Raw genomic sequence first — 25412 nt, forward strand, 5'->3', positions numbered from 1 at the left:
TTACATCCTGATTGAGCGCATCATTCGATAACGCGGCGGTAAGGCGGCAGGGCATCGAGCAGCGACGATCCGTATCTTTTGGTTACCAAACGCCTGTCCAATATGGTTATTCGGCCATAGTCCTGCTCTTTTCGCAACAGGCGGCCGCAACTCTGGATGAGTTTCCGTGACGCATCCGGAATAGTCAATTGTAAAAACGGGTTACCGCCTTTCATTTTGACATATTCTGCATGGGCCTGCTCTACCGGCGAGGTTGGCACGGCAAACGGTAGCTTGGTCACTATTAAATTGGTCAGGTAGTCGCCGGGAAGGTCGAGACCCTCGGAAAAACTGCCGGTACCAAAGATAATGCTGGGCTCACCTTTGTCACATTTCTGCTTATGCTGCTCGAGTAGATGCTGGCGTGGGGCACTGCCCTGGATCAGTGGTTCTGATACCAGCTTGTTGCGCAGTAGATCGGCCACCTTTTCCATCTGCCAGTAGGAGGCAAACAGTACCAGAGTGGCCATTTCACCCTCCACCAACTGCTTTATCTGGCTGGCGAGTTCTTCTGTGTAGGTGTCTTCGGTTGGCTCAGTGCGCATTTTCGGCAGGTAGAGAGTGGCGTTGTTTTCAAAATCGAAAGGAGATTGCAGCGCCAGATAGCGACTGCCATCATTGAGTGACAGGCCAACCTGATAGGCAAAATGCTCAAAGCGGTTCAGTGCTCTGAGAGTGGCGCTACATAGCACGACGCCGGCGGCTTTTTCCCACAACATATGTTCCAGCATATAGCCGACTTCGATTGGCGATGCACTGAAAAGGTAGTCCTGCTGCTTGCCGCTGAGGGCTTCAATCCAGCGGGCGGTGGGGGCACCTTTGGGGTTGTCCTCCTTGGCCATCATTTTCCAGAGCTTTTGCAGGTTTTCCAGGCGCTGCATCATAAAGCCGGTTTCACTCAAGAGGGCTTCGGCCTGATGCCTTGGCAATTCACCATCCTTGACGCTTTCGCTGAGGATAGCCTGCATCTTGTTGAATTGCTTGAGGGCATCGTTGGAGGCCGTGGCCAGGTTTTCTGCCTGGATCAACAGGGCGTCCGGCAGCTTGCCATGTTCGAACCGCAGGCGGTTTTCCGGGTTGGCAAAGAGTTTGGGTTGGGTATCACAGTAGTGGGCAACCTGATTCAGCAGACCGGTTAACTCTTCGATGCGATCCAACATCGCCTGCGCCGGGGCGATGATATTGTTGCTCTTTATTTGGTTTTGCAGTTTTGCAGTGGTCTTGCTGACTTTCTCCAGCCAATCACAGGCCCCTCTGAGCGTGGCCTGGGCGCTGGAGAAATCCCTGGCCACATTCGGCAGGTGATGGGCTTCGTCGATAACGTAATAAACTTCTTCCGGGTCCGGCAGAATCACACCGCCACCCAGTTCAAGGTCGGCCAGTAATAAACTATGGTTGGCAATAAGCACATCCCAGGTGTCAATATCTTCGCGGGCCTTGTGGAAGGGGCAGTGGCTGTGACTGGCCAGTTGGCGATGACAGCTGTGTTTGTCACAGGCTATCTGCTGCCACAGGTGGTCTGGCAGCGGCGTTTTGAGGGTATCAAGTTCACCATTCCAGCGGCCATCCTGATAGTCTTTGAGCAGAGCCTGCAACTGCTCAACCTGTGAGGTATCCGGCTTGGTTTGCCACATGGCCATCTGGCTGCCGTTGCCGTCACCGACCAACATCTCAAGCTTGGCCAAGCATACGTAACGCTGACGCCCTTTGACCAGACCGTAACGGAAGTTGAGCTTGGAGTGTTGCAGAAAAAACGGCAGATCTTTATGCAGCAACTGTTCCTGCAGCGCCACTGTGGCGGTGGCAATACAGACTTTTTTCTTGCTGGCCAGCGCCAGGGGTATGGTTCCCAGAATATAGGCCAGGGATTTACCTATACCAGTGCCTGCTTCAATCACCATGATCCGCCGCTGCTTGTCGTATTCACCGGCAAGTGTTTTGGAGATCTCCGCCACCATATAATTCTGCTCCCGGCGGGAACGGAAGTTGGGCAGTGCGGAGGCAATGTCCTTGTAGATCTCACGGATCTGGGTCTTTACATGGGCTGCTAGCATGAGACTCGGTTCTGGAAAATTATCCTGTATATAATACCAGTAATTTCTTATGCTAATAAACCACTAAAACGCGATTGTCCCGACACATGCCCCAAAACACGCCGCAAACCCTTAAGGGTCGTATTCTTACCCGTCATCTGGCTCAGAGAAATGAGGGATTATGCCTGCAATACTATCTGGCCACCGAGCAGGGGCCTGTGTTGGTTGAGGTGCCGGAGCAGGAACAGGTTTGCTTTGCCAAAGAGAAGGATGCGGCGGTTTTATGCCAGAGTTTAAGCCAGGTACGGGCCCAGCCGTTGGCGCTGAGAAACTTCGCCAAAGAGAAGGTTGCGGCGCTTTACAGTCGCAGTCGGCAACAGATGCGGTTACTGCAAAAGCAGGCCCAGGATCAGGGAATGCCCTTATATGAAGCCGATCTTAAACCCCAGCAGCGTTTCTTGATTGAACGCTTTATTGCGCTCGATGCCGAGTTTTACGGTTATTTTAGCGAGGAAAGCGGCGCGCTGCAACGGTTTGTTGCCAGCCGCGCCAGGAAAGCCTCGCTCAACAATATAGAACTGGCTGTTATTTCCCTCGATCTTGAATGCAGCATGCAGGGCGAGCTCTATTCCGCCGGACTCTACGGTCGTGACCGCGATGGAGCGCTGTTTCAGCGGGTGTACATGATAGGTCAAGCCCAGGGCGGGCCTGACTATATCCACTGGGTCAGGGATGAAGCAGCCCTGTTGCAGGCTTTGATTGACTGGTTCAGTCTCTGGGATCCGGACATCATAATAGGTTGGTCGGTTGTCAATTTTGACCTGGCACTGCTGAGCCGACGCTACGTCCATCATGGCATAGAAGCACGGCTTGGGCGGGGAGGCGTGCCCATGTCCTGGTTGGTAGAAGGCAAGTATCGGCCGGAAACCCTCTCCTTGCCCGGAAGAGTGGTGCTGGACGGTATAGACTGGCTCAAGGCCGCCTTCTATCAGTTTGAGCGCTATTCGCTCGAGTTCGTCTCCCGCGCACTCTTGAGTGAAGGCAAGGCGATAGATAAAGTTGAAGATCGCGGCCAGGAGATAAGCCAGCTCTTTCAAGAGGATAAATTGGCATTGGCCCACTACAATCTGACCGATTGCCGTCTGGTACTGGATATTTTCGATAAAACCGATTTATTGAATTTTGCCTTGGCCCGGGCGCAACTGACCGGGTTGGAGTTTGGTCGGGTAGGGGCTTCGGTGGCGGCGTTCAATCATCTCTACCTGCCACACTTGCACCGGGCCGGATTTGTGGCGCCAGCAGCACCGGCCAGTGACGGCCTGGAGAGTCCCGGCGGCTATGTGATGGACTCCATTCCGGGCCTTTACCGGGACATTCTGGTGCTGGACTTCAAGAGTCTATATCCTTCGATCATCCGTACTTTTTTAATCGACCCCATGGGGCTGGTGTTGGGTATGGGTGAACCCGAAGCCGAGACGGTACCCGGTTTTCTCGGTGCAAGATTCAGCCGTAAACAACCTATATTGCCAACGCTTATTGCCAAGTTGGCCCAAGAGCGGGAAAGTGCCAAGGCCCAAGCCAATGCGCCCCTGTCTCAGGCAATCAAGATCATCATGAATTCGCTTTATGGGGTACTGGGCTCTCGGGGCTGTGTGTTCCACGATGCCCGATTGGCAAGCTCAATTACCATGCGCGGTCATGAAATCATGCAGCAGACCAAACGTTGGATTGAGGATGAAGGCATGAGTGTCATCTATGGCGACACAGATTCGACATTTGTTTGGCTGGGACAGCAGCATGACATTACAGATCCGCAAGCCTTCGGCAGGGCGTTGGCTGCCAGGGTAACCGCCAAGTGGCAACAACATTTGGCGGATAATTTTCAGCTGCAGAGTCATCTGGAACTCGAGTTTGAGCGCCATTATGAACAGTTTCTGATGCCCACCCTCAGAGATTCGAAAGAAGGCTCCAAAAAGCGCTATGTCGGTGCCAGCCGCAATAGCCAAGGTCAGTTGGATATCATCTTCAAAGGCATGGAGCAGGTTCGCAGTGACTGGAGCCCTTTGGCCAGACGGATTCAATACGAGTTGTACCGGCGTATGTTCAATCATTTGGATGTGGTGGGCTTTCTGGCCACAGAAATAGAAGCGCTCAAACGCGGTGACTATGATAATGAGCTTATTTTCTCCAAGCGACTAAGGCGTAAATTGGATGCCTATCAGGCCAAGGCATCACCCCATGTCAAGGCGGCCAGACAACTGTTGGAGCACACCGGCGATTTGAGTTATGGCCGTTTGGGCACCCGGATTAATTATCTGGTAACAATCAATGGCCCCGAAGCAGTTTCCCTCAGACGTTCAGCCATTGATTATGACTACTATATTGAAAGGCAAATCAAGCCGATAGCCGATCCAATACTTTCCATAATGAAAGAAAGTTTTACCTCAATCAGCACTGGACAGCTGAGTTTAATCTGACACTAAAGTTGTTTCAAAAAGTTAACAAAGTTAATGTATGGTTTTATTTCTGGATTTTTACGACCTTTATGGTTTTTTTTAAGGCAAAAGTAATAAAAAATGTGATTTTTATCTTTGCCGCTTTACGGAGCTTTTGCTAATCTTCGCTCCCCTTGGAAGGAAATAAAACAACGGAATGGGGTAGGCAGGCTGAAAACACTTAAGGTTACAACAAATGAACAAGACTCTCATCGCATCCGTCCTGGCAGGACTCTTAGCCGTTCCATCGGTACAAGCCATTGAAATCTATAAAGATCAAAAAAATGCAGTCTCAATCGGTGGTTTCGTTGATGTCCGAGTAATCAATACTCAGGGTGAAACGGAAGTCGTCAATGGTGCTTCCAGGATTAATTTTGGTTTTAGTCGTGAGTTAACCCACGGTTGGAACACATTTGCCAAATTGGAATGGGGCGTGAACCCTGTTGGCAGCAGCGATATTGTTTATAACAATCGCTTCGAATCAGTCCAGGATGAGTTCTTCTACAACCGTCTGGGCTACGCAGGCATTAGCCACGATAAATATGGCACTATCACTATTGGTAAACAATGGGGTGCCTGGTACGACGTGGTATACAACACTAACTACGGTTTTGTGTGGGATGGTAATGCTGCTGGTGTTTACACTTTCAACAAAGACGATGGCGCGGTAAACGGTGTTGGTCGTGGTGATAAAGTTGTTCAATACCGTAACAGCATCGGTGATGTGAGCTTTGCGGTTCAGGCACAATTAAAAAACAGTAGCTTCTATACCTGCGACATCGAAAACATCACTGAGAGTGCCTGTGAAGCAGAATGGAATGCAGGTAAGAAAGAAGCGCAACAGGTTACTTACGATTACACCTATGGTGCGTCTTTGACCTACAAGGCCACAGATAAATTCAGCTTAATGGCGGGTATAAACCGAGGTGAGTTTGATGTGGTCTATGGTACTGGTGAGCACAAAACCGCTGTTGATTTAATCTATGGTGTGGGCGCTACTTGGGGTGATTTTGACAAGAATGGATTATATGTTGCCGCAAATGCTCACAAAGAAGAAAATCATGATACTGATAACATCGGACGCTTGATTAAAGATGCCTATGGTGTTGAAACCTTAGTTTCTTACAAGTTTGATAATGGTCTACGTTCTTTTGTGTCTTATAACATTCTGGATGCAGGGAAAGACTATGTTATTCAACCAAACTTTAATGCCGATCCTAACGATGTGTTCAAGCGTCAGTTTGTGGTTGTAGGTTTACACTTTGTTTGGGATCTGAATACGGTTCTTTATGTTGAAGCACGTAAAGACTACAGCGACTTTACCAGCGCCGATAAAGCGCAAGAAGCTAGAATGTCATTATCTGAAGATGATGGTATCGCTATCGGTATTCGTTACACCCTTTGATTGTTAATAGAGTTGTTTAAAAAAGCGCCGAAAGGCGCTTTTTTTATTGGGGAAAAAAGTGTTCGTACGTCTTACCAGAAAGAGATATGTAACGCGTTTGTTACGATTGGGAAGGGTGAGACGGTTTTTATAAAACTCTATTAATTCATGGTGTTAATGTTTTCAGCTCTGGTTGAAGTGGGCAATCTTGGTGTAAGAGCCACTAGATTTATGCTAAATGAAATAATCTCATCTCTCTTTTGTTGTTAATTTTATATGCAATATTAACGTTTCAAATGTTGATAAAATGTTTGTTATGTGATTTTATTTGCGTGAAATTGTTGCGGGTAAACTCGTATCTACCAGCAAACAACTAAAGGATCCGGACAAAGCATTTGGATCCGTTACCAAGACACAAGATGTCGAAAGGGAGATAAGTATGTATAAGAATAATTCGTTAACCAACGCAGTGCGTCTGGCATTGGTTGGTGGTGTTGCAGCGACTGCTTTTAGCGCTCCAACCGTTTTGGCGGCCGAAGAAGGTGCTGACAATGTAGAGCGTATTCAGGTTACAGGCTCTCGTATCAAGCGCACCGATATGGAAACTGCAAGCCCTGTCAGTGTGATCGATGCTTCATCTATCATAGCGTCAGGTGCAGTGAATATTGACGACGTTCTGCAAAAAATGACCTCTGCCGGTGGTGCCATGACCAACGCCGGTATCAACAACGGCTCAGGCGGTAACTCGCGTATCAACCTGCGTGGTCTGGGTGACAACCGTACTTTGGTTCTGGTGAATGGTCGCCGTATGATTGCATCCGGTACCGGTGCTGCTTCTTCTGTTGACCTTAACACCATTCCGGTATCCATGATCCAGCGTGTCGAAGTACTGAAAGATGGTGCTTCTGCCATTTATGGTACCGATGCGATTGCCGGTGTGGTTAACATCATTCTGAAAAGAGATTTCGACGGTTTTGAAATCAACGTTCAAACTGGTCTTTCAGGTGAAGGTGACGCTGACGAGTCCAGCATCGACATGACATTGGGTAACACCTTCGAGAAAGGTAATGTCGTTGTTAATGCTCAATACACCAAGCGCGGTGATGCCAGCCAGGCTGACCGTGATTTTTCAAAGTGTCCTATTGCAGAAACAGGTCCAAAAGGGGAACGTAGCCTGTACTGCGGTGGTAGTAGCTATTCTCAAGGCGGTCACATCTGGGGTGACAACAACTTTGGTATCGTGGGCACCGGACCCGAAGGCGCTTATGCCATAGGTGACAAGGGCTACTATGGTGAGTACGTCGATAACGGCGAAGGCAAGCCTAAGTTCCAATACTTTGATGGTATGTCTGAAGCGGACCTGAGTGGCTTGGGTGGAACTTATCATGAGTTCAGCGATGCCGACAGATACAACTATGCCAAAGACAGCTATCTGTCGACGCCAATGGAGCGTTTGAACCTGTCCATGGCGGGTACTTATGAACTGACCGAATCGATTCGTTTCTTCACCGAAGCCATGTACTCCAAGCGTTGGTCCAATCAGCAAATGGCGCCTCAGCCAATCTGGAACAACTCTGCTTGGGTTTACAATCCTAAGTCAGCCGGTGGCTGGATGACCGACGAGCTGCTGCCTTGGGTGCAACCCGGTGAAGCACTGGCTTATGGTCGTCGTATGGTTGAGTCCGGTACCCGTGACTTTGACCAAGTAGTAGACACCATACGTATCGTTGTTGGCCTGGAAGGTGAGTTTGAAAATGGTTGGACTTGGGATGCTTCTTACAATAAAGGCAAGAACGACTCAACCGATACTTTAGCTAACCTGCACAACTTGGGTTCCATCAATGCTGCAGTTCTTGAAGGCACTTTCGATCCTTTCCTGCAATCATCATGGGAAGGTGAGAGCATCAAGCCATACATCTATACCGAAGTGAACAGCGGTGGCAGCGAGTTGGATATCATTGCGGCGACTCTGTCCGGCGATTTGTTTGAATTGCCTGCCGGTATAATGGGTTTTGCCGCGGGTTACGAGCATCGTAAAGAGGCTGCTCACTATACTCCGGATTCTCTGACTTCTCAGGGCTTGGCAAACGATCCTCGCGTTGAGCCAACCTCCGGTGATTTCAGCGTTAATGAATTTTACGCAGAATTGGCGATTCCACTGCTGAGCGAATTGCCTTTGGCGCAGCAAGTGGATCTGAGCGCCGCTATGCGTTACTTCGATTACAGCACTTTCGGTGATGATACTACCTGGAAATTGGGTCTGACCTGGCGTGTCTATGATGACCTGATGATCCGCGGTGGTATGTCCACTGCCTTCCGTGCGCCAACTGTATATGAACTGTATGGTGGTAAGTCACCATCATTCGAGCAGATTGTTCACCCTGCTACTGATCAGGATCAGGCTGAAGTGACTGTTGGTGGTAACGAAATGCTGACTCCTGAAGAAGCTGATATCACTACTTTGGGTCTGGTGTATTCACCAAGCTTTGTAGAAGGTCTGTCTCTGACCGTCGATTACTATGACATCGAGATTTCCAACACTATTACTTCAGTTGACAACAACTATATTGCCAACCAGTGTCTGGATGCTGGTGGGAACAAGATCAACACAGGCACTGCGCTGTGTCAGTCTTCCAATATTGAGCTCGACAATAGCGGTCGTATCAAGTTCGACAACGGTCTGCAGAACATAGGTGCTACCAATACCTCAGGTTACGACATCAACGTTGCCTACGTATTCGATGCCTTTGGATTGGACTGGAAGGCCGGCTGGGACAGCTCTATCCTGAGTGAGTATGAAGAGTTTGACCCGGATGGTAATGCGGTTGACTATCGTGGCTATATCACAGGTGGCGTGGGTGCTTACGCCAAGTTCAAGAGCAACCTGAACATTACCGCTGCCGGTGATGATTGGACTGTCACTTATGAAGCTCGCTACATCGACGGTATGGACTCGTTTGCTTGTAAGAAAAATGATGGCAGCTGCTACGCGCCTTCAGTAGACAGCGTGGTTTACCATGACCTGTCAGGTTCTTACGATATCACAGACCGCATCCGTGTATCCGGCGGTGTTAACAACCTGTTTGACAAAGAGCCTCCGTACTACACAGGTAACAACGACTCGAATACCGACCCTTATACTTATGATATGTTGGGCCGCTACTTCTTCGTTCGTGCCAGCATGAAGTTCTAATGACAAACTTCATCTTTGGATGAATTAAGTCAGCTTCAATGAATGAAACCCCGGGATACCTTCCGGGGTTTTTACTTTTTAAACTCTATATAAGTAAGACATAGTCGCAAATTGACAAAACACTATTGCGTAACAACTGCAATCGAACCTGGCTGCCAATTGATTTCATGGCAAGAGAGCAGGGGAGATGGTTTTGTGGTTAAACCGCTTTCCCAAGGACAGTAATCGCTTGGAAAAAGTGGATTACCATCGGTCTGTCGAATTGAATTCTTTCAAGATTGATAAAACATATCGCACCGGCTTATGCTTTTTAATTATATATAAATCATAATGTTAAACATTAGCTTATGCTGTTTTTACCGCTGTTCATCGCCCAAGAAGGTGGCTGACAATTGATCACTAAATGTAAAAAAAAGCCATTGATGATTAATCACACAGTTAGCCTTAGTTTCCAGCGTTTTCGCCTCATTTCAAATGTTGACACAGGTCAACATTTTGTGAAATGATGCCAGCGGGTCTATGCCTTCAGGGGCATAGGAAAGGGAAGATAAAAAACTAACAATCACAAGAGAAAGACATACTTGATAGCACCATCTGCCGTTGAAATAGGGATATTCGGGGCACTGTTGCTGAAAAGTTAAACCTTTTTAATCACTTCAAATTGGTTGGGAACTATGTCCAAGGTAAGCAATAGAACAAAAATCGCTTCTGCGCTTGTTGGCGCGCTGGCACTCGCCAGCAGCAACTTAGTCGTTGCAGATCCTCTTACCGACGCGCAAAAAGCCGCGGGTCGTCTGCAGTCAGACGCCGTTGCGTCACAGAAGAAGATCGATAAGTATTTTGACCAGGCTCAAGATATGCTTTTCGAATATTCCGCCGTTGCTGACGAGCGTGAATCTCTCAAAGCCTACAATGATTATCTGGCAGGACTGGTCGCTGATCAGGAAGCCACAATGAAATCCATTCAGGACGATATCAATGGCGTAGACAAACTGCGTCAAGGTGTTGTTCCTTTGATGTTTAAAATGGTTGATGCCCTGGAGCAGTTCGTGGCTCTGGATCTGCCATTCAAATCTGAAGACCGTGCACAGCGCGTTAAAAACCTCAAAGACTTGCTTAACACTGCCGAAGTGACTCTGGCTGAAAAGTTCCGTTTGATCCTGGATGCTTACAGCATCGAGCGTGAGTACGGCAGCTTTGTTGACGTTGAAACCGGTAAGCTGAACCTTGATGGTAAAGAAGTGCTGGTTGATTTCTTCCGCTTGGGCCGCGTAGCTCTGTACGCTCAGAGCCTGGACCAGAAGACTGCCTGGATGTACAACTCTGAAACCAAGGGTTGGGATAAGCTGGATGACAGCTATCTGCGTGACATCACCAAGGGTATTCGTATCGCCCGTAAACAAGGGGCTCTGGATCTGTTCGCACTACCAATTCCAGCTGCGGAGGCTGCACAATAATGAAAAAGCTAATCACTACCGCCGTCGTTGCTGCCAGTTTCTCACTGTCTGCCGGTATGGCCAGTGCCGCAGAGGCGCCTAAGACGATTGATCAACTGCTGCAGCAAGTTAAAGTTGAACGTGCCGCTCAAGGCAAAATTAATGCTAAGCGTGAACAAGAGTTCCAAGCCGAGCGTGGCGACAAGGCTGCCCTGCTGAAGCGTGAAAAAGATGCGCTGGCTGCTGAAACTCAACGCGGTAAAGACCTGAACCAGGCCTTCCTCGACAACGAGCGTAAAATTGCTCAACTCGAAGAAGATCTGAAAACCGCTCAGGGTGACTTGGGTGAAATGTTTGGTGTGGTTAAAGGCGAAGCAGGCGATTTCGCCGGTAAGCTGATCAACTCCAACGTCAGTGCCCAGTATCCAGGACGTGACAAGTTCGTTCAGGACCTGGGTGCCCGTAAGCAACTACCTAAGATTGAAGAACTGGAGCGCTTCTGGGAAGAGCAACTTTTCGAAATGGCCGAATCTGGCAAAGTGGTTAAGTTTGAAGGTTCAGTAACTGACATTGATGGTAACGTGAACAACACCACCATCTATCGTGTCGGTGCCTTTAACCTGTTGGCTGATAATAAGTATGTGGTTCTGAATCACGAGCTGGGTCTGATCCAGGAGCTGTCTCAGCAGCCGGAAGGTTATCAGGTTAAGCCTATCGCTGACTTCGAAAAAGCCACTTCAGGTACAGCCAAGCTGTATGTAGACCCTGCCCGCGGTACTCTGCTGAATATCTTCACTCAGAAGGCCAGCTTCCAAGATCGTATTGAGGCCGGTGGTACCATTGGTTACATCATCATTGCCTTGCTGGCTCTGGGTCTGCTGATCTCGCTGGAGCGTCTGGTTACTCTGACTGTTATCGGTGCTCGCGTTAAGTCTCAGGCCAAGAATGTTGCCAATCCAGGTAACAACGCTCTGGGCCGTGTACTGAAAGTGTACCAAGAGAATAAAGATGTTGACGTTGAGACTCTGGAGTTGAAACTGGATGAAGCCATCCTGAAAGAAACGCCAGCGCTGGAAACTCGTATCTCTATCATCAAAGTATTGGCGGCTATCGCTCCTATGATGGGTCTGCTGGGTACCGTAACCGGTATGATTGCAACCTTCCAGAGCATCCAGCTGTTCGGTACTGGCGATCCAAAACTGATGGCCGGTGGTATCTCTATGGCACTGGTAACTACAGTACAGGGTCTGATTGCGGCTCTGCCACTGATGCTGTGTCATGCTATCGTTGTGGCTCGCAGTAAATCTATTGTTCAAATCCTTGAAGAGCAAAGTGCCGGTATTATTGCTGAACACGCAGAGAAGAGGGCTGACTAATGATGCTATACCTGATGGACATTTGGGATTCCGTCAGGGGCTTCATGGCCTCCGGAGGCGATGTCCTCTGGCTTGTAGCGGCGGTGCTGTTTCTCATGTGGGTATTGATGCTTGAAAGATTCTGGTATCTGAACTGGGTATCACCTAAGAATCATAAAGAGATCATTACTGCATGGAATGCCAGGGAGGAAACCACCTCCTGGTATGCACACCGTATCCGTGAAGCTTGGGTATCCCAAGCGAAGCAAGATATGAATGCACGTATGCTGATCATCAAAACATTGGTAGCCATCTGTCCTATGATAGGTCTGCTGGGTACTGTGACAGGTATGATTTCAGTGTTCGATGTTATGGCAGTTCAGGGGACGAGTAATGCTCGTCTGATGGCAGCTGGTATTTCTATGGCCACTATGCCGACTATGGCTGGTATGGTCGCGGCATTGTCCGGGGTGTTCTTCAGCACTCGTTTGGACGCCAAGATGAAAATCAGCTTGGAAAAGCTGAAAGACAGCCTGCCACACCACTAGAGAGAGATTGAACATGGCACGTAAGAAGCATTCCAGTGTAGAAGAGGAAGCACAGATCGATATGACCCCGATGCTCGACATCGTGTTCATCATGCTGATCTTCTTCATTGTGACCACCTCGTTTGTGAAGCCATCCGGTTTGGACTACAACAAACCCAAGGCGTCCACAGCGACTTCAAAACCTTCGGCGAACATCTTTATCGGCGTCAGTAAAACAGGCGTGATTATGATGGAAAACCGTCAGGTTGATATTGAACGAGTAACTGCTAACGTAGAACGTATGTTGGCAGAGGCGCCAGAAGCCGCCGTTCTGATCCAGGCAGACAAAGAAGCCCAACACGGCTTGGTTGTTAAAGTACTGGATCAGGTGAAGGCTGCTGGTATTGATAAGGTCTCGGTATCTGCGGGGAACGACTGATATGTTAAGAGCACTAGTATCTATCATTATTGGTGCTGCTGTGACTTTTGGTCTGTTCTGGTTTATGGCATTCCTGGTCGGAGGTGGCGCGCAACGTGGCGACACCTCAACCGAAACGCCAGTTATCGAGATCACAATGGACAAGCAGGATTCGAAGGCACAGAAGAAACCAAGGGTGACACCTAAGCCACCCCCACCACCAGAGCAGCCACCGAAGCCAGCGGAAACGCCACCGGATAGCTCTTCTGATATTGATACCAATATGGCATTCAATATGGGTGGAGTAGAAGCAGGCGGTCCAAGCACAGGCTTTAAGCTGGGCAACATGATGACCCGCGACGGTGATGCAACACCTATCGTGCGGATTGAACCTCAGTATCCCATTGCTGCGGCGCGTGACGGTAAAGAAGGTTGGGTACAACTGCGCTTTACCATCAACGAACTCGGTGGTGTTGATGATGTTGAAGTTATCCAGGCGGAACCAAGAAGGATCTTTGATCGTGAAGCGGTTCGTGCACTGAAGAAGTGGAAGTACAAGCCGAAGATTGTTGACGGTAAGCCGATGAAGCAACCCGGTATGACAGTTCAGCTGGACTTCACCCTGAATCAAGGAGACAGATAAGATGCAAAAAGTGAATAAGCTTGCTGCAGCCATGCTGTTGACTTTGTCAGGCAGTGCAGTGCTTATGGCGCCAATCGCCCAGGCCGCTGAGAAATGTCCTATCGACCAACGTCAGGCCAAGGCTGTGGGTCAAACTGCTGCCAAAAAGGTGCAGAGATCCTTTGAAGCCTATCAGGACGGTAATCTGGACGAAGCAATCGCCGTATTGCTTGAAGCCAACGCCCGTAATGACTTCGACAAGGCTTATATCGCCCGTATGCTGGGTAACTTCTACGCTGAAAAAGGTCAGATGGGCACTTCCATCAAGTACCTGAAGCAGGCAGTAGAGGCAGATATCCTCGGTGGAACCGACCACAGTGCAACTCTGAAGTTGTATGCGGATCTACTGCTGCAGGAGAAGAAGTTTAAAGAAGCTATCACCTACTATAACAAGTGGATGGACTTCTCCTGTAAGCAAGATCCTGTGGTCTACCGTCGTATCGGTATTGCCTATACTGAACTGAAAGACTATCCAAATGTGCTGAAAACAGCGGACAAAGGTTTGTCACTGGCGGAAAAGCCTGATAAGAACCTTTACCAGCTTAAGTTCCAGGCTTACTTCAACCTCAAGCAGTACAAGAAAGCGGTTGGTGTTCTGGAAACTATGGTGCCCCTGTTTCAGGACGATAAGCGTCTTTGGGTTCAGTTGGCTCAGCTCTATCTGCTGACCGAGGACTTCGACAAGGCTACAGTGACATACGATTTGGCCTATCAGAACGGTTTCCTGGAAACTGCTGATAACATCACTCGTTTGTCGCAACTGTTGGCGTCCAAAGGTTCGGCTTATCGCGGCGCAGTGATTTTCGAGAAGCACATGAAGCAAGGGCTTATCGAAAAAAGTGAGAAAAACCTGTCTATGTTGGCCGGTTTCTTCCACAACGCCAAGGAGTTGAAGAAGGCCGCGGCTTATTATGGTCAAGCAGCAGCTGCCGGTAACGATGGCAAGCTGTACCTGAAACAAGGTCGTTTGCTGGCTTTGGATCAGCAGTTCAAGGAAGCGATTCCAGTACTCAAGCAAGCGCTGGATGCCGGATTGGAAAATCCTGGCGAAGCTCAGTTTGAGCTGGCTCTGGCCTACCTGAACCTGAAAGACTATAAGTCGGCATACCGCCGTGCTGAATTGGCCTCAAAAGACTCCAAGACAGCACGTAGCGCCACCAGCTATCTGTCATACATAAAAGAGAAAGCGCGGATCCATAACGTTTCACTCTAATGCTATGCCAGCTAAATAAAGCCCCGTATGGGGCTTTATTTTTTTTGGTTCATCGCTGATCTCCTGCGAACGCCACTCTGACTTTCAAACGCCACTCTGACTTTCCCAAAAGAGGTATGCGGTATCCCGCTAGCCATAGTCTATTCGCTTCAGCAGCTTGTTTTTGTTATTCAAACCTTCCAATTGATACCTGGTACAGCTCAAACAAGGGGATGAGTAATTGGCTGTCAGCATTGGGTCAAGGTTTCTGTTTGGTTAACCTAAAACCATAGTGCTTAAGTTGTTTTTTGAGAGCTTGCTGGCTCATAACCCGTCTGTTTATCAGTCAGCTTGCGGTTGTTTTGAGTAGGCTCAAGAGGTCAGGTTAGCCATACTTTGATCGACAAGTTTGCTTGAGACCGGCATTGCCAATGAGCCCTGTCATACTTGGCAATAATATCAAGCCGAGCATAGCTCTTTTGAGATAAGGCATCAGGTGCGCTAGCTGGAAGGCAGCGCTCATATTTATGATTGCGACTTCAAAGCTTTGACAAAGGTTCGACAGAAAAACGGCTGGAGTCGTTAGTATTTGTTACTTGGTAACGAATCAATGACTTAACAGCCGTTTGCATTTCCAGGTGCGTACGGATCTATGATTTACTTTTTATACGCAAGCTTGACTTCTGCTTCAGTTGGAGCAGTTGGCCGCTGGTAAACGTTTAATCCATTCGCTTATCAGCGCGACTCCTTCCTCGTGGCTGAGGCTACGGCCAATTTCGGGCATTCTGTCGCCCGGCTCATTGCTCTGCATCCGGAAATGCATGATGGACTCGGCCGGATTACCCGGTACCACATCATAGCCCAGAGTGCCGCCGCCATAGGCTACAGGCGATTTACAGGTGCCGTGGCTGAAGCCGTTGTCTTCATCATAGCTGCGCTGGTATTCCAGTTTCAGCCCGGTATTGGAGGCATTGCCTTCGGGTCTGTGGCAGTGGGCGCAGTTGATATCCAGGTAGCCCTTGGCAGTTTGCATCAGCTCGCTGTCACTGAGCTGAGTCAAAGTGGCTTCATCACCATCCACATAGGCTGGCACCTTGTCGACGCTGGTAAGGGTTGGCAGGCCGCTGAGAATACCCGCGCTTTGCCAATGAAGCAGTTGGTTGGCGCTGCCATTCTGGTAGGGGTAGTCACGGTTCAGATGGCGGGCCTTGGGACCAATCGGCATAAACACCGCCTGGCTGGCGCTGTCTGCCTTGAACTGATGACACTGCTTGCACTGATTCATTGACGGGACAACATAGTCAAAGTTCAGGGTTTGCCCCTTGTGCACCACGCTCTTGCCTTGAATGGCACCGGCCTTGGCCAAAGTGGCATCTGTTTGCTCGGCATTCCAGACATAGGGCAGGGCGGTCCAGCCCGACTCTCTGTGGATCAACAACCGGGTTTCAATCAGAGTTTCATTGTCCACGCCTCTGGTTGCGGTATCGGCAGGCAGGGCAAATGTTTTCACCAGTACTGTGCCTACCGGGAAGTCAAAGGCCTCATTGCTGCTGTAGTTGGCTTGTTTCCCTTCCGGCACAAACACATAGCGATACTTACTGGCATAGTCGGTAAACAGCGGCGTGTTGAGATCGTAAGGGATCCCGCCACTGTTTGGCATGGCCGCCGGCATAGAGGCGTCGGCAAACAGGCGGTACTGTGCCAGGCTGCTGCAATTGGCACCCGTCAGAGCATCCCAGTTCACACTAGAGCCTTGAGCGCTGCACAGCGACAGGTCGCCATCGCCTTCAAGGCCGCCTTCACCTTCTCCTATAGTACCGCCACCGCCGACCAGAACGCCGCCGTCACAACCTTCGGTATCATCATCCACGCCGCAGCCGAAGATCTGTTCGCCGAAAGTGACGGTATGCACAGGTAGGCTGACCAAAGAGCATTGCAACAGTTGCTGCTGCTTGGCTTCATACATGACATCGGGAATGCTGACATCGGTATTGCTGTTGCCGTAGAGCTGCCCAATACTGACATCTCCATTGTTGCTGGCACAGACATTTTCACTGCCGTCAGGGTTGAAGGGGAGTTCACCAAATCCGAGATAGGCGCCGGTACCATTGTTGGCGAGCAGTTCACCCAGGCCATCGTAGAGGATCCCCGGGAAGCGGCCATGGCTGTAGATGTAGGCCTTGATGATATCCTCGATAAGATAGCCGTTGGGCTTGGTGGCAAAACCACTTATCTGGTTGTCATGGATATAGATGTTGCGCGGTGTGGCGCGCCAGCCATCTTCAATGGCCTGACCCTGCTGGGCATAGCTGGCGGCAAAGGCAGAGACATCCGGCTCGGCGATAAAGAAGCTGGAGACTGTGACCGCCAGGGTATCGTGGTTGCTGATCTGGTTGTTGAACACTTCCACATCGTTGGTGGACAGTATGATCACCCCGGTGCCGGGAGGAACAATATGCACTCCGGCCGGGTTGGCAGAGGCGTTGGCGAAGTTGTGGGTATTGTTGTCATAAACCTTGTTGTTGAATACCCGTACGCTGGAGCCGTACTTGTGGTTGCCAATGGGAAGGTCGAATACCAGAATACCACCGGTATTGCCCATGGCCTCATTGTCATAGACATCGGCAAAGCGCGAGTTTTCCACTTCGATACCGGCGACGTTTTCCTTGGCAATATTGCGCCTGACGACTATGTATTCAGACTGGCCCACATAGATACCGGCATCGGCGCTGCCGCGGACATAGCTGTCTTCAATCAAAATATTCTCGCATTCCACCGGGTAAAGGCCGTAGGCGCCATTGCCTTGATCCAGCTCACCTTCCCACACGGCGGAGACATTGCGCAGTATGATGCCATTGGTATTTTTCAGCTTGATGCCGTTGTTTTTGGCTTCATAGACCGACAGATCCTTGATGGTGATATTGAGGGCGTTTTGCACAAAAATACCGTCACCGGCGTTGGCATTGGCAAAGTCGAGAATGGTTTCATCGCGGCCATAGCCCATGACAGTGACATTGCTGGCATAGCTGCCGTCACCGTCGACATCGCCGTCAAACAACAAGGTGGCATCTATCTCAAATCGGCCCTTTGGCAACACGATTACAGCGCCACTCTGGGCGTTGATCAGAGCTTCCTGAATTCGGGTTGTCAAATTGTCTCCGGCTTCAACCATGATGGCGCCTTCGGGGAAGGGGCTGGTTAGCGGCGGTGGCGTCACGACCGGCGGTTCTGTGGTTTGAGACGTATTGTCGTCATCCGAGCAGGCAATGAGTCCCAGGGTTAACCCGGCTGCCAGCAACGCCAAAGTCAGGGGGTTTTTCTTGTTGAACATAATCTCTCCTGATTATTGTTATTATTCCGTTAACAAGATCCCGGTTCATTTCCCGACTGACAATGTGAAATCCGGCCAAATTAGCGTCAAATAATGCAAGTAGCGACAGATAACAGATTGAAGCATTATCGCCATATATAAACACTATTTTAACAACCATTTGTTTTTCATCATTTATTCTGGATTTAGTTCGCCGGCAGTGATAAAACCTCATGCGTCAGAATCAAAAGGAGTTGGCATGAGTAAGGATGAACAAGAATACAGCCTTTCCGGTGATCCCATTTTCAGATACACGGATGGTGAAAAGGAGTGGCAATCGCCTATGGGGGAAGAGTGTATCGTCCAGATAAGCGAACATATTGAGCGCCATATTGGTGAAGTCACCTGGGTCTTTCATGAAGTTATCTCGGATACTGTGCATATTGATGTGCATTATGTGGCACCGACAGACGAGCGACCTTTCCATACTCTGGTGACTTCCGGCATGAGTGACTTGCCTATGAGTACCCCCGAAGAGGCGGATATTCCCAGGTTTATGGAGCTGATGATCACCTTGCCGGCGCACTGGCAGATAAGTCAGGAAGCCTTCAGCGATGAAAAGTGGTACTGGCCTGTAAGACAGCTTAAGTTTTTGGCGCGCTTTCCGCATAAATACGACAGCTGGCTGGGCTGGGGACACACAATACCCAATGGTGATCCTGCCGAACCCTTTGCCGAAAATACCCGTCAAAATGGCATGATAGTTCTGCCGTCGCTGCTACTTGATGACGCTTTCCACACCTTGGAGATTGACCGGGACAAGTGCATCAATTTTTATAGCCTGGTGCCGCTTTATGAAGAAGAGATGATGTTGAAACTGGAGCAGGGCAGCGATGCCTTGTTGGAGCTGTTCGACAAGTATCAGGTGAGCGATCTGGTGGATGTGGCTAGAATCAATGTGGTCACGGGGCGGAAATAGCCGAGCCCAGGGGACTCATTCATAGCACACCTATAATAACAAGGTAAAAGCCGGGCTGAGCTGCATTGTCAAAACTAGCCCGGCTTTTTTGAGTCTTAACGCTTGTAACTGATGTGCTGATGGAATCTTAACACCAGTTCATGGCGCTCCGGATCCAAACCTATGGCTTCGGCAAAGTCTTTCAAAGCCGCTTCCACCTGGTTCATATAGCGGCCATAACCAGGCTCTGTATAATCCTCTTTACCGGCGACCAGCAAAAAGTGCACCGATTCCACCAAGTTACCTCCATCCCAATGGCTGACAAACTGAGCGTCGGTTGCCGTAGGATCAAAGCCTATCATCTGGGCTTCGGCAGTGCTTTCCACCTTCTCGAACTTACTGTTGCGAACCAAAGGCATCAAGCCATTAGCTACCATGGCGGTGCGGTGCAATTGCTTGCCGGCCGCCGCGCTGCGGAACTTGTCCTCAAGGAACTGGTACAGAGGGCTGAAGTCCTCGGTATGCTCCTCTTCCAGTACGCTTTGTTTTAGGCGGCGGCTCAACGGCAGACTGACGGTGACATAGGCCAGTGAGCTGTGATCCTCCGGCAGTTTGCACCTGCGTGACTTGTAGCGCTGATAGATATCTCTTAGTTTGTAGCCATAGGTTTTTTTCTCACCCTTGGCACGGGCGAAGAGATCGTAGGCCATGTGCTGGTGATCGCGGACTTTGACCTTTAACTCCTGCTCCGGTAGGTTGTCCAATACCCCATTTAATACGGCGTTTACCCGGTTGTGGAAGTTGGCGGCGTTAGCGCGAATTTCCTTACCTGTAGCCAAAAACAGCAGTCTTAACTTGCGGGCCTTGTAGTCCGGCTGGAAGAAAAGATTCTGGGCTTCATGGTAGGCTGGGTTGTAAAAGAACAGGATCTGTTCGGCAGTTTGGAAGCAGTAGGCCTCGGTGTGAAAACGCACCACAGGCAGTTTGTCATTGGCGATCACATGAATGTTGTGCAGATCTTCCTTTTCTGCCAACTGGAATACCAACTTGCTGATTTCGCGGTAGCAGTTTTCGTAACTGGCATAGTGACTGAGCAGCGCATCTGTCATCAGTATTTCAGCCATGATGTACTGGCTGGTACGGGTGGCCAGGGGAATATAGACTTTTTGCAGGGACATATGCTTTCCTTGTTTCATGTTATCACGCTGGTATGGGCATACTAGCCGGGTTGCACTGCACTCTCATTGCGACAAAACAACTTTCAATCCGATCGGCTATAGACTTATCGCGCCCGCCCTAGTGTAATCTATGGTTATGATTTATTAAACATTAATAAACTTTAGCCAACCTTAAGGCAACAAGCTGAATTAAAGGAGTCATTAATCTTGATTACCGAAAGCCCCAGATTAATTTTGAGACAGTTCCGAGATGGTGATCAGCAGGCCTTGTTTGCCATGAACAGTATTCCCGAAGTGCTGAGGTATATCCCTGGTGAGCCATTGAAGGATGTTGAAGAGGCCGGTCAGGTGCTTGAAAAGGTCATTTTTGCCGACTACCGCAAGTATGGCTATGGTCGCTGGGCAGTTGAGCATAAGGCCGATGGCAAGGTGATAGGTTTTTGCGGCCCCAAGTTCCTGCCGGAGTTAGGTAAGGTTGAGTTGGGATACAGGTATCTGCCTGAATACTGGGGCCAGGGACTGGGTTATGAAGCCGCCAGCCATGCATTGCCAGAAATAAAAGCGATTTGCGCCGTGAATGAGTTGATAGCCCTGATCATGGATGGCAATCTGGGCTCGGAAGCGATAGCCCTCAAGTTGGGAATGCTGCCGCAGGAAGAAAGTGAACTGATGGGGCACAAGGTGAGGGTATTCAGGTGCAGCCTTTAGTCGTTTTTAGCTATGTCGTCCTGCGACTATTATGTCCGGCTGCTATTATGTCCGGTGATTGCCTTATCCGCCTGTTGCCGGCGCAGATGCGTCTGTGGCGGGGGCTTTGATGGCTTCGATTGCCGATTCAACCCAGGGCAGCACAAAGGCGGTGATCTTGGGCTGGGCCTTTTCGTTCGGGTGCAGCCCATCGGCCTGCATCAACTCGGGAAAGGGCGCTATCTCTGTCATAAAGAAGGGCATTAGGGTGACGTTGGGCTGCTTGGCCAGGTCACTATAAACGGCGCTGAAGGCGTTGGCATATCTGGGGCCGTAGTTTGGTGGCACCATGACTTCGGAAAGCAGCACCTTGGCGCCGGATTGACGGGCCAGTGCAATGATTTTTGTAAGATTTTTTTTCAGCTCCGTTGGCAAAAAGCCTCTCAGACCATCATTGCCGCCAAGCTCCACTAATAGCAGCGAGGGTTTTACCGACTCCAGTAATTGAGGCAATCTTCTAAGGCCACCGGCCGTGGTTTCGCCGCTGACAGAGGCATTAACAATGTTATGCTCGGGTAAGGCTTGTCTCAGCCCTTCGACCCAACCCTGTTTCTCGGCCATGCCGTAACTGGCTCCCAGGCTATCCCCCAGGATCAGTATATCAGCGGCCTTGACGGGCAGCGCAGAGAACAAGAATATGACTGGTATCAATGCCAGCGGACGCAAGCATAAGGAAGCAATTTTGAATAACAGTGCCATTAAGGTTTCCCATCTCGTAAAAACTGTCACTACCCAGGAAGGTGACCTGACTATCCTGAGTGGCATCAATTTGGATGTCAAGCCGGGCCAGAGTGTGGCCATTCTTGGGCCATCAGGTTCAGGCAAATCAACCCTGCTGGGCCTGCTGGCGGCATTGGATACCCCCTCGTCCGGTGAGATTTGGCTCGATGGCAGTGCCCTGGCCGGGCTGAATGAAGAGCAGAAGGCTGCGCTGCGTAAGCAGAAAGTCAGCTTTATTTTTCAGTCTTTTATGTTGGTTGATACCCTCAACGCTCTGGAAAATGTCATGCTGCCGGCTGAACTTGCGGGTATCAAGGATGCCAGAGAGCGGGCCAAAGCCATGCTGGAGCGAGTTGGCCTCGGGCACAGGCTCAATCATTACCCGAAACAGCTTTCCGGCGGTGAGCAGCAGCGGGTTGCTATCGCCAGAGCCTTTATCAGCGAACCCAAGGTGCTGTTTGCCGATGAACCCACGGGCAACCTGGATAAACACAACGCCGACAAGGTTGCCGACATGTTGTTTGAGCTCAATCGCGAGAGTTCGACCACCTTGATTCTGGTGACCCACGATATGCAATTGGCCAGTCGCTGTGAGCGCCAGTTAGAGATGCACGAAGGGCGATTGTATGAACAGGGGCAGCAAACCCCGGCGGAAGAGGCCGGTTTGCATGAGGCCAAGACAGAGAGCCAGGTGTCGGCGGCATCGGTAACGGCAGAGGAGGGGCGCTGATGGAATGGACGCTGGCATGGCGCCTGTTTCGCCGCGAACTCAAGCAAGGGCAGTTGGTATTGATTGTGCTGGCCTTGACTCTGGCGGTGTTGTCTGTCACCGGTCTGGCCCGGGTCAGTGACAGATTGCAGCTCGCCATCAATGGCCAGGCGGCCAAGTTTATTGCCGCCGACCGAATCATTAATTCACCCGTCCCCATAGATGCAGGCATACTGCAGCAGGCCAACGCGTTAGGGCTGAAGCAATCGCATAGTTTGCAGTTCAACTCTATGGTTTACAGCGGTGATGCCTTTCAATTGGTCACTGTCAGGGCGGTTGATAATGCCTATCCGCTCAAGGGCAAAATTGTCTTGCGCCAAGGGGAAACCAGTACCTTGCCGCAGCCTGGTGAATTGTGGTTCGAAATGCGTCTTGGGGGATTGCTGGGGTATCCCAAGAGTGTTGAGCTGGGTAACGCCCAGATGGCGTTGACCAAGGAGATAGACAGGCTGCCCGATGCCGGTTTCAATCTATTTGCTTCTTCCCCCCTGGTGTTGATGCGCCTTGATGATGTGGCGGCAACCGGGGTCATTCAGCCCGGCAGCCGGGTGACATATCTTTATCAGTTTGTCGGGAACAACCAGGCGCTGAGCCGTTTTGAAGAATATGCCAAGCCACTGCTGACCAGTAGCCAACGTTGGGTGGATGTACAATCCGGCGATTCGCCGATTGCCGGGGCGGTGCAGCGGGCAGAGCGATTCTTGCTGTTAGCGAGCTTATTGGGGATAGCCCTTGCCTGCGCCGCCATCGGCATTGCCGCCCAGCGTTATTGTCAGCGTCACTATGATGTGGTTGCCATGCTGAAAACCTTTGGCGCCAGTGCAAGACAAATCCGTTTATTGTTCGGTCTGCACCTGCTGCTGGTGACCTTTCTTGGAGTGATCTTGGGGATCTTCGGTGGCCTGGTGCTGGATTATCTTATCAGCCGAGCCTTGCCTGCGGAAATTGCCGCCTATTCTCCGCCTATGTTCAGACCGCTTCTCTTGGGGCTGGCTACAGGGTTTATCAGCGCCTTTATGTTCAGTGCCTATCCGCTGATGCGGCTGCTGGCTATTCCGCCGCTCAGGGTGTTGCAACGCCAGCTTGAAGGAATACGTCTGGGTATGTGGTTGCATCTGCTGCTGAGTTTGGCGGCTATGGGATTGCTCGGCTGGCTTTACTCGCGCTCTTTGCCTTTAACTCTGACCGTGGTGGCCAGTGTGGTGTTGCTCGGGGTGCTGCTCAGCCTGATGGGTTTTTTGTTAATCCGCCTGGGGCAGAGTGTTGGTATGCGCACGACCAACCCCTTGTCGCTGGCACTGGCGGGCCTTCGGCGCCGCGCCAGACAAAACGCTGTACAACTGGTGGGCTTTTCCAGCGCCTTGGTGTTATTGCTGACCATAATGGCGTTGCGTCAGGACTTGCTCAGCGAATGGCAGAAGCAGTTGCCTGAGGATGCGCCGAACTATTTTCTGGTTAACATAGCCCCGGACGAAGTAGAGCCGCTGGCGGACTTTATGGCTCAGCGCCAGATTGCTGCCACAGATATCTATCCTGTTATCCGCGGTCGGCTCAGCGCCATCAATGGTGAGGAGGTGATCACTGCCGAAGAGCAGGAACAGGGGCAGAGAGGGCGCCTTGGGATTTCAAGGGAGCTGAATCTCACCTGGCGAAATACCTTGCCGCCCAACAATGAGATCCTTGACGGCCATTTTAATCGGCAAACCGATGACGTGTCGGTGGAGTCCGGGGTGGCCGAGCGTTTGGGAATTACTGTTGGAGACAGCCTGAGTTTTGTTATCGATAACCAAACGCTGACTGTCAAGGTGGCCAGTATTCGTTCTGTGCAGTGGGAAACTTTGCAACCCAACTTCTTTATGATTTTCAGTCAGGAAGCCTTGGCGCCATTTGCTTATACCTCAATGGCCAGTTTTCATCTGGATGATGGTCAAAAGGCCGTTGTGCTTGAGATTATCCGTAATTTCCCCACTGTCTCCATCATAGATGTGGGGGCCATGGTGGTTCAGCTCAAAGAGATAGTCGCCCAGGTCTCTTTGGCGCTGACGCTGGTGTTGGTGCTGGTGGTATTGGCCAGTGCCCTGGTGATGATAGCGCAGACCGAAGCCGGCATGGCCAGTCGCCAACGAGAGCTGGCGGTTCTACGCACCTTTGGCGCGCCGGGAAGCTTGCTTAAGCTTGCCACGGCGTTGGAGTTTGCACTGCTAGGTGCCGTGGCAGGCATTCTGGCGGTCACAGTGGCGGAGTTTGCGCTCTGGCTTTTGAAAACTCAGGTGTTTGAACTCAGAGTCAGTCCTCACTGGCAATGGTGGCTGTTGGCTCCCCTCAGTGGCGCCTTGTTGGTGGCACTACTTGGCTTGTGGCGTTGTCGCAGTCTGCTGCAAAAGTCCTGTGGTGAGCTGTTAAGGCTGGAGTAGCGCCAGGGGATAGGTTGTCAGGCAATTTTGTCGAACCATTTTTTTGCCTGGCTCGGGTGGCGAATTACTGACCTTTTGCTGTTATTTTGAGCGTTGCTGGGGTAGTATTCCGACTTTCTTTTGGACAGTGAAGGGATGCGCTGCAACAAGTGAGGTGAGGCGAGTTGACACTGATACTGGCAGGCGCGATGGCTTTGGCGGGGACTATGGGCGTCTCCGCTTACACTTTGGGACATTCAGCCTTCAAGGCAGGAATGGGGGTTAAACGTTGGGTGGCTGCCGGGTTGTTTTTGGGACCCGCCGCCATGTTGTTATTTAATGCACATAGGCAATTGGCGCACCGCAAAACCACTCGACCCGGCGATAGCAAGCATGCTTTCTAGAGTTGTCTATTGATTCCAAATCACAGCAAAAGGGAGCATAAATGCTCCCTTGTTTTTTCGCTGTTCCATTAGTTCCACCAGCCTCTGGCTGGCACCACTTCCAGGTGACACAGACCCTCCGGCAGTTTCACTCTTTTACGCTCTGGTTTGGTTAGACCCAATAACTTTTTGATTGATAT

Annotated in this window: 17 protein-coding genes; 13 read left to right on the plus strand and 4 right to left on the minus strand. The window is 50.4% G+C overall.

Going from position 1 to position 25412, the window contains the following annotated elements; translation table 11 throughout:
- Nucleotides 1–20: 20 nt before the first annotated feature.
- Complete coding sequence (dinG, locus tag CX651_RS03020) at nt 21–2093, minus strand: ATP-dependent DNA helicase DinG (RefSeq protein WP_101053408.1); 2073 nt, start codon at nt 2091–2093, stop codon at nt 21–23.
- Nucleotides 2094–2179: 86 nt separating this feature from the next.
- Here dinG and CX651_RS03025 point away from each other — a divergent pair, with 86 nt between their 5' ends.
- The 9 genes from CX651_RS03025 (at nt 2180) to CX651_RS03065 (ending at nt 14775) form a co-directional block, all read left to right on the plus strand.
- Nucleotides 2180–4549: a DNA polymerase II gene (locus CX651_RS03025; RefSeq protein ID WP_101053410.1), complete on the plus strand. Its 2370-nt coding sequence runs from the start codon at nt 2180–2182 to the stop codon at nt 4547–4549.
- A 214-nt stretch (nt 4550–4763) separates the two neighbouring features.
- A complete protein-coding gene (locus tag CX651_RS03030; RefSeq protein WP_101053412.1) occupies nt 4764–5972 on the plus strand; it encodes a porin in 1209 nt (402 codons plus the stop codon).
- Nucleotides 5973–6390: 418 nt separating this feature from the next.
- Complete coding sequence (locus CX651_RS03035) at nt 6391–9144, plus strand: TonB-dependent receptor (RefSeq protein WP_101053414.1); 2754 nt, start codon at nt 6391–6393, stop codon at nt 9142–9144.
- A gap of 674 nt (nt 9145–9818) precedes the next feature.
- Nucleotides 9819–10601, plus strand: coding sequence for a DUF3450 domain-containing protein (locus CX651_RS03040; RefSeq protein ID WP_039035598.1), 783 nt, complete (start codon nt 9819–9821; stop codon nt 10599–10601).
- Nucleotides 10601–11956 (plus strand): MotA/TolQ/ExbB proton channel family protein, encoded by a 1356-nt coding sequence (locus CX651_RS03045; protein WP_039035599.1) that lies wholly within the window; start codon nt 10601–10603, stop codon nt 11954–11956. Before CX651_RS03040 ends, CX651_RS03045 begins: the two co-directional genes overlap by 1 nt.
- Nucleotides 11956–12483, plus strand: coding sequence for a MotA/TolQ/ExbB proton channel family protein (locus tag CX651_RS03050; protein WP_082014355.1), 528 nt, complete (start codon nt 11956–11958; stop codon nt 12481–12483). The genes CX651_RS03045 and CX651_RS03050 overlap by 1 nt, the downstream gene beginning before the upstream one ends.
- A gap of 13 nt (nt 12484–12496) precedes the next feature.
- A complete protein-coding gene (locus tag CX651_RS03055; RefSeq protein WP_025011238.1) occupies nt 12497–12901 on the plus strand; it encodes an ExbD/TolR family protein in 405 nt (134 codons plus the stop codon).
- A gap of 1 nt (nt 12902) precedes the next feature.
- Nucleotides 12903–13523, plus strand: coding sequence for an energy transducer TonB (locus CX651_RS03060; protein WP_039035600.1), 621 nt, complete (start codon nt 12903–12905; stop codon nt 13521–13523).
- A 1-nt stretch (nt 13524) separates the two neighbouring features.
- On the plus strand, nt 13525–14775 hold the full coding sequence (locus tag CX651_RS03065) for a tetratricopeptide repeat protein (RefSeq protein ID WP_101053416.1): 1251 nt from the start codon (nt 13525–13527) through the stop codon (nt 14773–14775).
- A gap of 667 nt (nt 14776–15442) precedes the next feature.
- On the opposite strand, the gene CX651_RS03070 is transcribed toward CX651_RS03065, so the two are convergent.
- Entirely contained in the window at nt 15443–18085 is a 2643-nt protein-coding gene (locus tag CX651_RS03070; RefSeq protein WP_101053418.1) for an SO2930 family diheme c-type cytochrome, read from the minus strand.
- 238 nt (nt 18086–18323) lie between these two features.
- On the opposite strand from CX651_RS03070, the gene CX651_RS03075 reads away from it, so the two are divergent.
- The gene (locus tag CX651_RS03075; protein WP_101053420.1) at nt 18324–19043 is read left to right on the plus strand and encodes a suppressor of fused domain protein; all 720 of its coding nucleotides are present in this window, start codon (nt 18324–18326) and stop codon (nt 19041–19043) included.
- A 95-nt stretch (nt 19044–19138) separates the two neighbouring features.
- Here CX651_RS03075 and CX651_RS03080 read toward each other — a convergent pair whose 3' ends face one another.
- Nucleotides 19139–20200 (minus strand): DUF3083 family protein, encoded by a 1062-nt coding sequence (locus CX651_RS03080; protein WP_101053422.1) that lies wholly within the window; start codon nt 20198–20200, stop codon nt 19139–19141.
- 207 nt (nt 20201–20407) lie between these two features.
- On the opposite strand from CX651_RS03080, the gene CX651_RS03085 reads away from it, so the two are divergent.
- Nucleotides 20408–20908, plus strand: coding sequence for a GNAT family N-acetyltransferase (locus tag CX651_RS03085; RefSeq protein ID WP_101053424.1), 501 nt, complete (start codon nt 20408–20410; stop codon nt 20906–20908).
- Between the two features lie 63 nt (nt 20909–20971).
- On the opposite strand, the gene CX651_RS03090 is transcribed toward CX651_RS03085, so the two are convergent.
- Complete coding sequence (locus tag CX651_RS03090) at nt 20972–21646, minus strand: arylesterase (protein ID WP_101053466.1); 675 nt, start codon at nt 21644–21646, stop codon at nt 20972–20974.
- Between CX651_RS03090 and CX651_RS03095 the strand changes: the two genes are divergently transcribed.
- A complete protein-coding gene (locus CX651_RS03095; RefSeq protein ID WP_101053426.1) occupies nt 21585–22397 on the plus strand; it encodes an ABC transporter ATP-binding protein in 813 nt (270 codons plus the stop codon). The two genes, CX651_RS03090 and CX651_RS03095, sit on opposite strands and share 62 nt — an antisense overlap.
- Nucleotides 22397–24850 (plus strand): ABC transporter permease, encoded by a 2454-nt coding sequence (locus tag CX651_RS03100; protein ID WP_101053428.1) that lies wholly within the window; start codon nt 22397–22399, stop codon nt 24848–24850. Before CX651_RS03095 ends, CX651_RS03100 begins: the two co-directional genes overlap by 1 nt.
- Nucleotides 24851–25412: the final 562 nt, after the last annotated feature.

This window comes from Shewanella chilikensis, assembly GCF_002836945.1.
In the GTDB taxonomy this organism is placed as follows: Bacteria; Pseudomonadota; Gammaproteobacteria; order Enterobacterales; family Shewanellaceae; genus Shewanella; species Shewanella chilikensis.

Bases quoted from the DNA above. Each gene is read 5' to 3' on its own strand.
- CX651_RS03035 (WP_101053414.1), top strand. From the start codon at position 6,391: ATGTATAAGAATAATTCGTTAACCAACGCAGTGCGTCTGGCATTGGTT.
- CX651_RS03040 (WP_039035598.1), top strand. From the start codon at position 9,819: ATGTCCAAGGTAAGCAATAGAACAAAAATCGCTTCTGCGCTTGTTGGC.
- CX651_RS03090 (WP_101053466.1), bottom strand. From the start codon at position 21,646: ATGGCACTGTTATTCAAAATTGCTTCCTTATGCTTGCGTCCGCTGGCA.
- CX651_RS03080 (WP_101053422.1), bottom strand. From the start codon at position 20,200: ATGTCCCTGCAAAAAGTCTATATTCCCCTGGCCACCCGTACCAGCCAG.
- CX651_RS03070 (WP_101053418.1), bottom strand. From the start codon at position 18,085: ATGTTCAACAAGAAAAACCCCCTGACTTTGGCGTTGCTGGCAGCCGGG.
- CX651_RS03065 (WP_101053416.1), top strand. From the start codon at position 13,525: ATGCAAAAAGTGAATAAGCTTGCTGCAGCCATGCTGTTGACTTTGTCA.
- CX651_RS03095 (WP_101053426.1), top strand. From the start codon at position 21,585: ATGACTGGTATCAATGCCAGCGGACGCAAGCATAAGGAAGCAATTTTG.
- CX651_RS03060 (WP_039035600.1), top strand. From the start codon at position 12,903: ATGTTAAGAGCACTAGTATCTATCATTATTGGTGCTGCTGTGACTTTT.
- CX651_RS03075 (WP_101053420.1), top strand. From the start codon at position 18,324: ATGAGTAAGGATGAACAAGAATACAGCCTTTCCGGTGATCCCATTTTC.
- CX651_RS03030 (WP_101053412.1), top strand. From the start codon at position 4,764: ATGAACAAGACTCTCATCGCATCCGTCCTGGCAGGACTCTTAGCCGTT.
- CX651_RS03100 (WP_101053428.1), top strand. From the start codon at position 22,397: ATGGAATGGACGCTGGCATGGCGCCTGTTTCGCCGCGAACTCAAGCAA.
- CX651_RS03055 (WP_025011238.1), top strand. From the start codon at position 12,497: ATGGCACGTAAGAAGCATTCCAGTGTAGAAGAGGAAGCACAGATCGAT.
- CX651_RS03045 (WP_039035599.1), top strand. From the start codon at position 10,601: ATGAAAAAGCTAATCACTACCGCCGTCGTTGCTGCCAGTTTCTCACTG.
- CX651_RS03050 (WP_082014355.1), top strand. From the start codon at position 11,956: ATGATGCTATACCTGATGGACATTTGGGATTCCGTCAGGGGCTTCATG.
- dinG (WP_101053408.1), bottom strand. From the start codon at position 2,093: ATGCTAGCAGCCCATGTAAAGACCCAGATCCGTGAGATCTACAAGGAC.
- CX651_RS03025 (WP_101053410.1), top strand. From the start codon at position 2,180: ATGCCCCAAAACACGCCGCAAACCCTTAAGGGTCGTATTCTTACCCGT.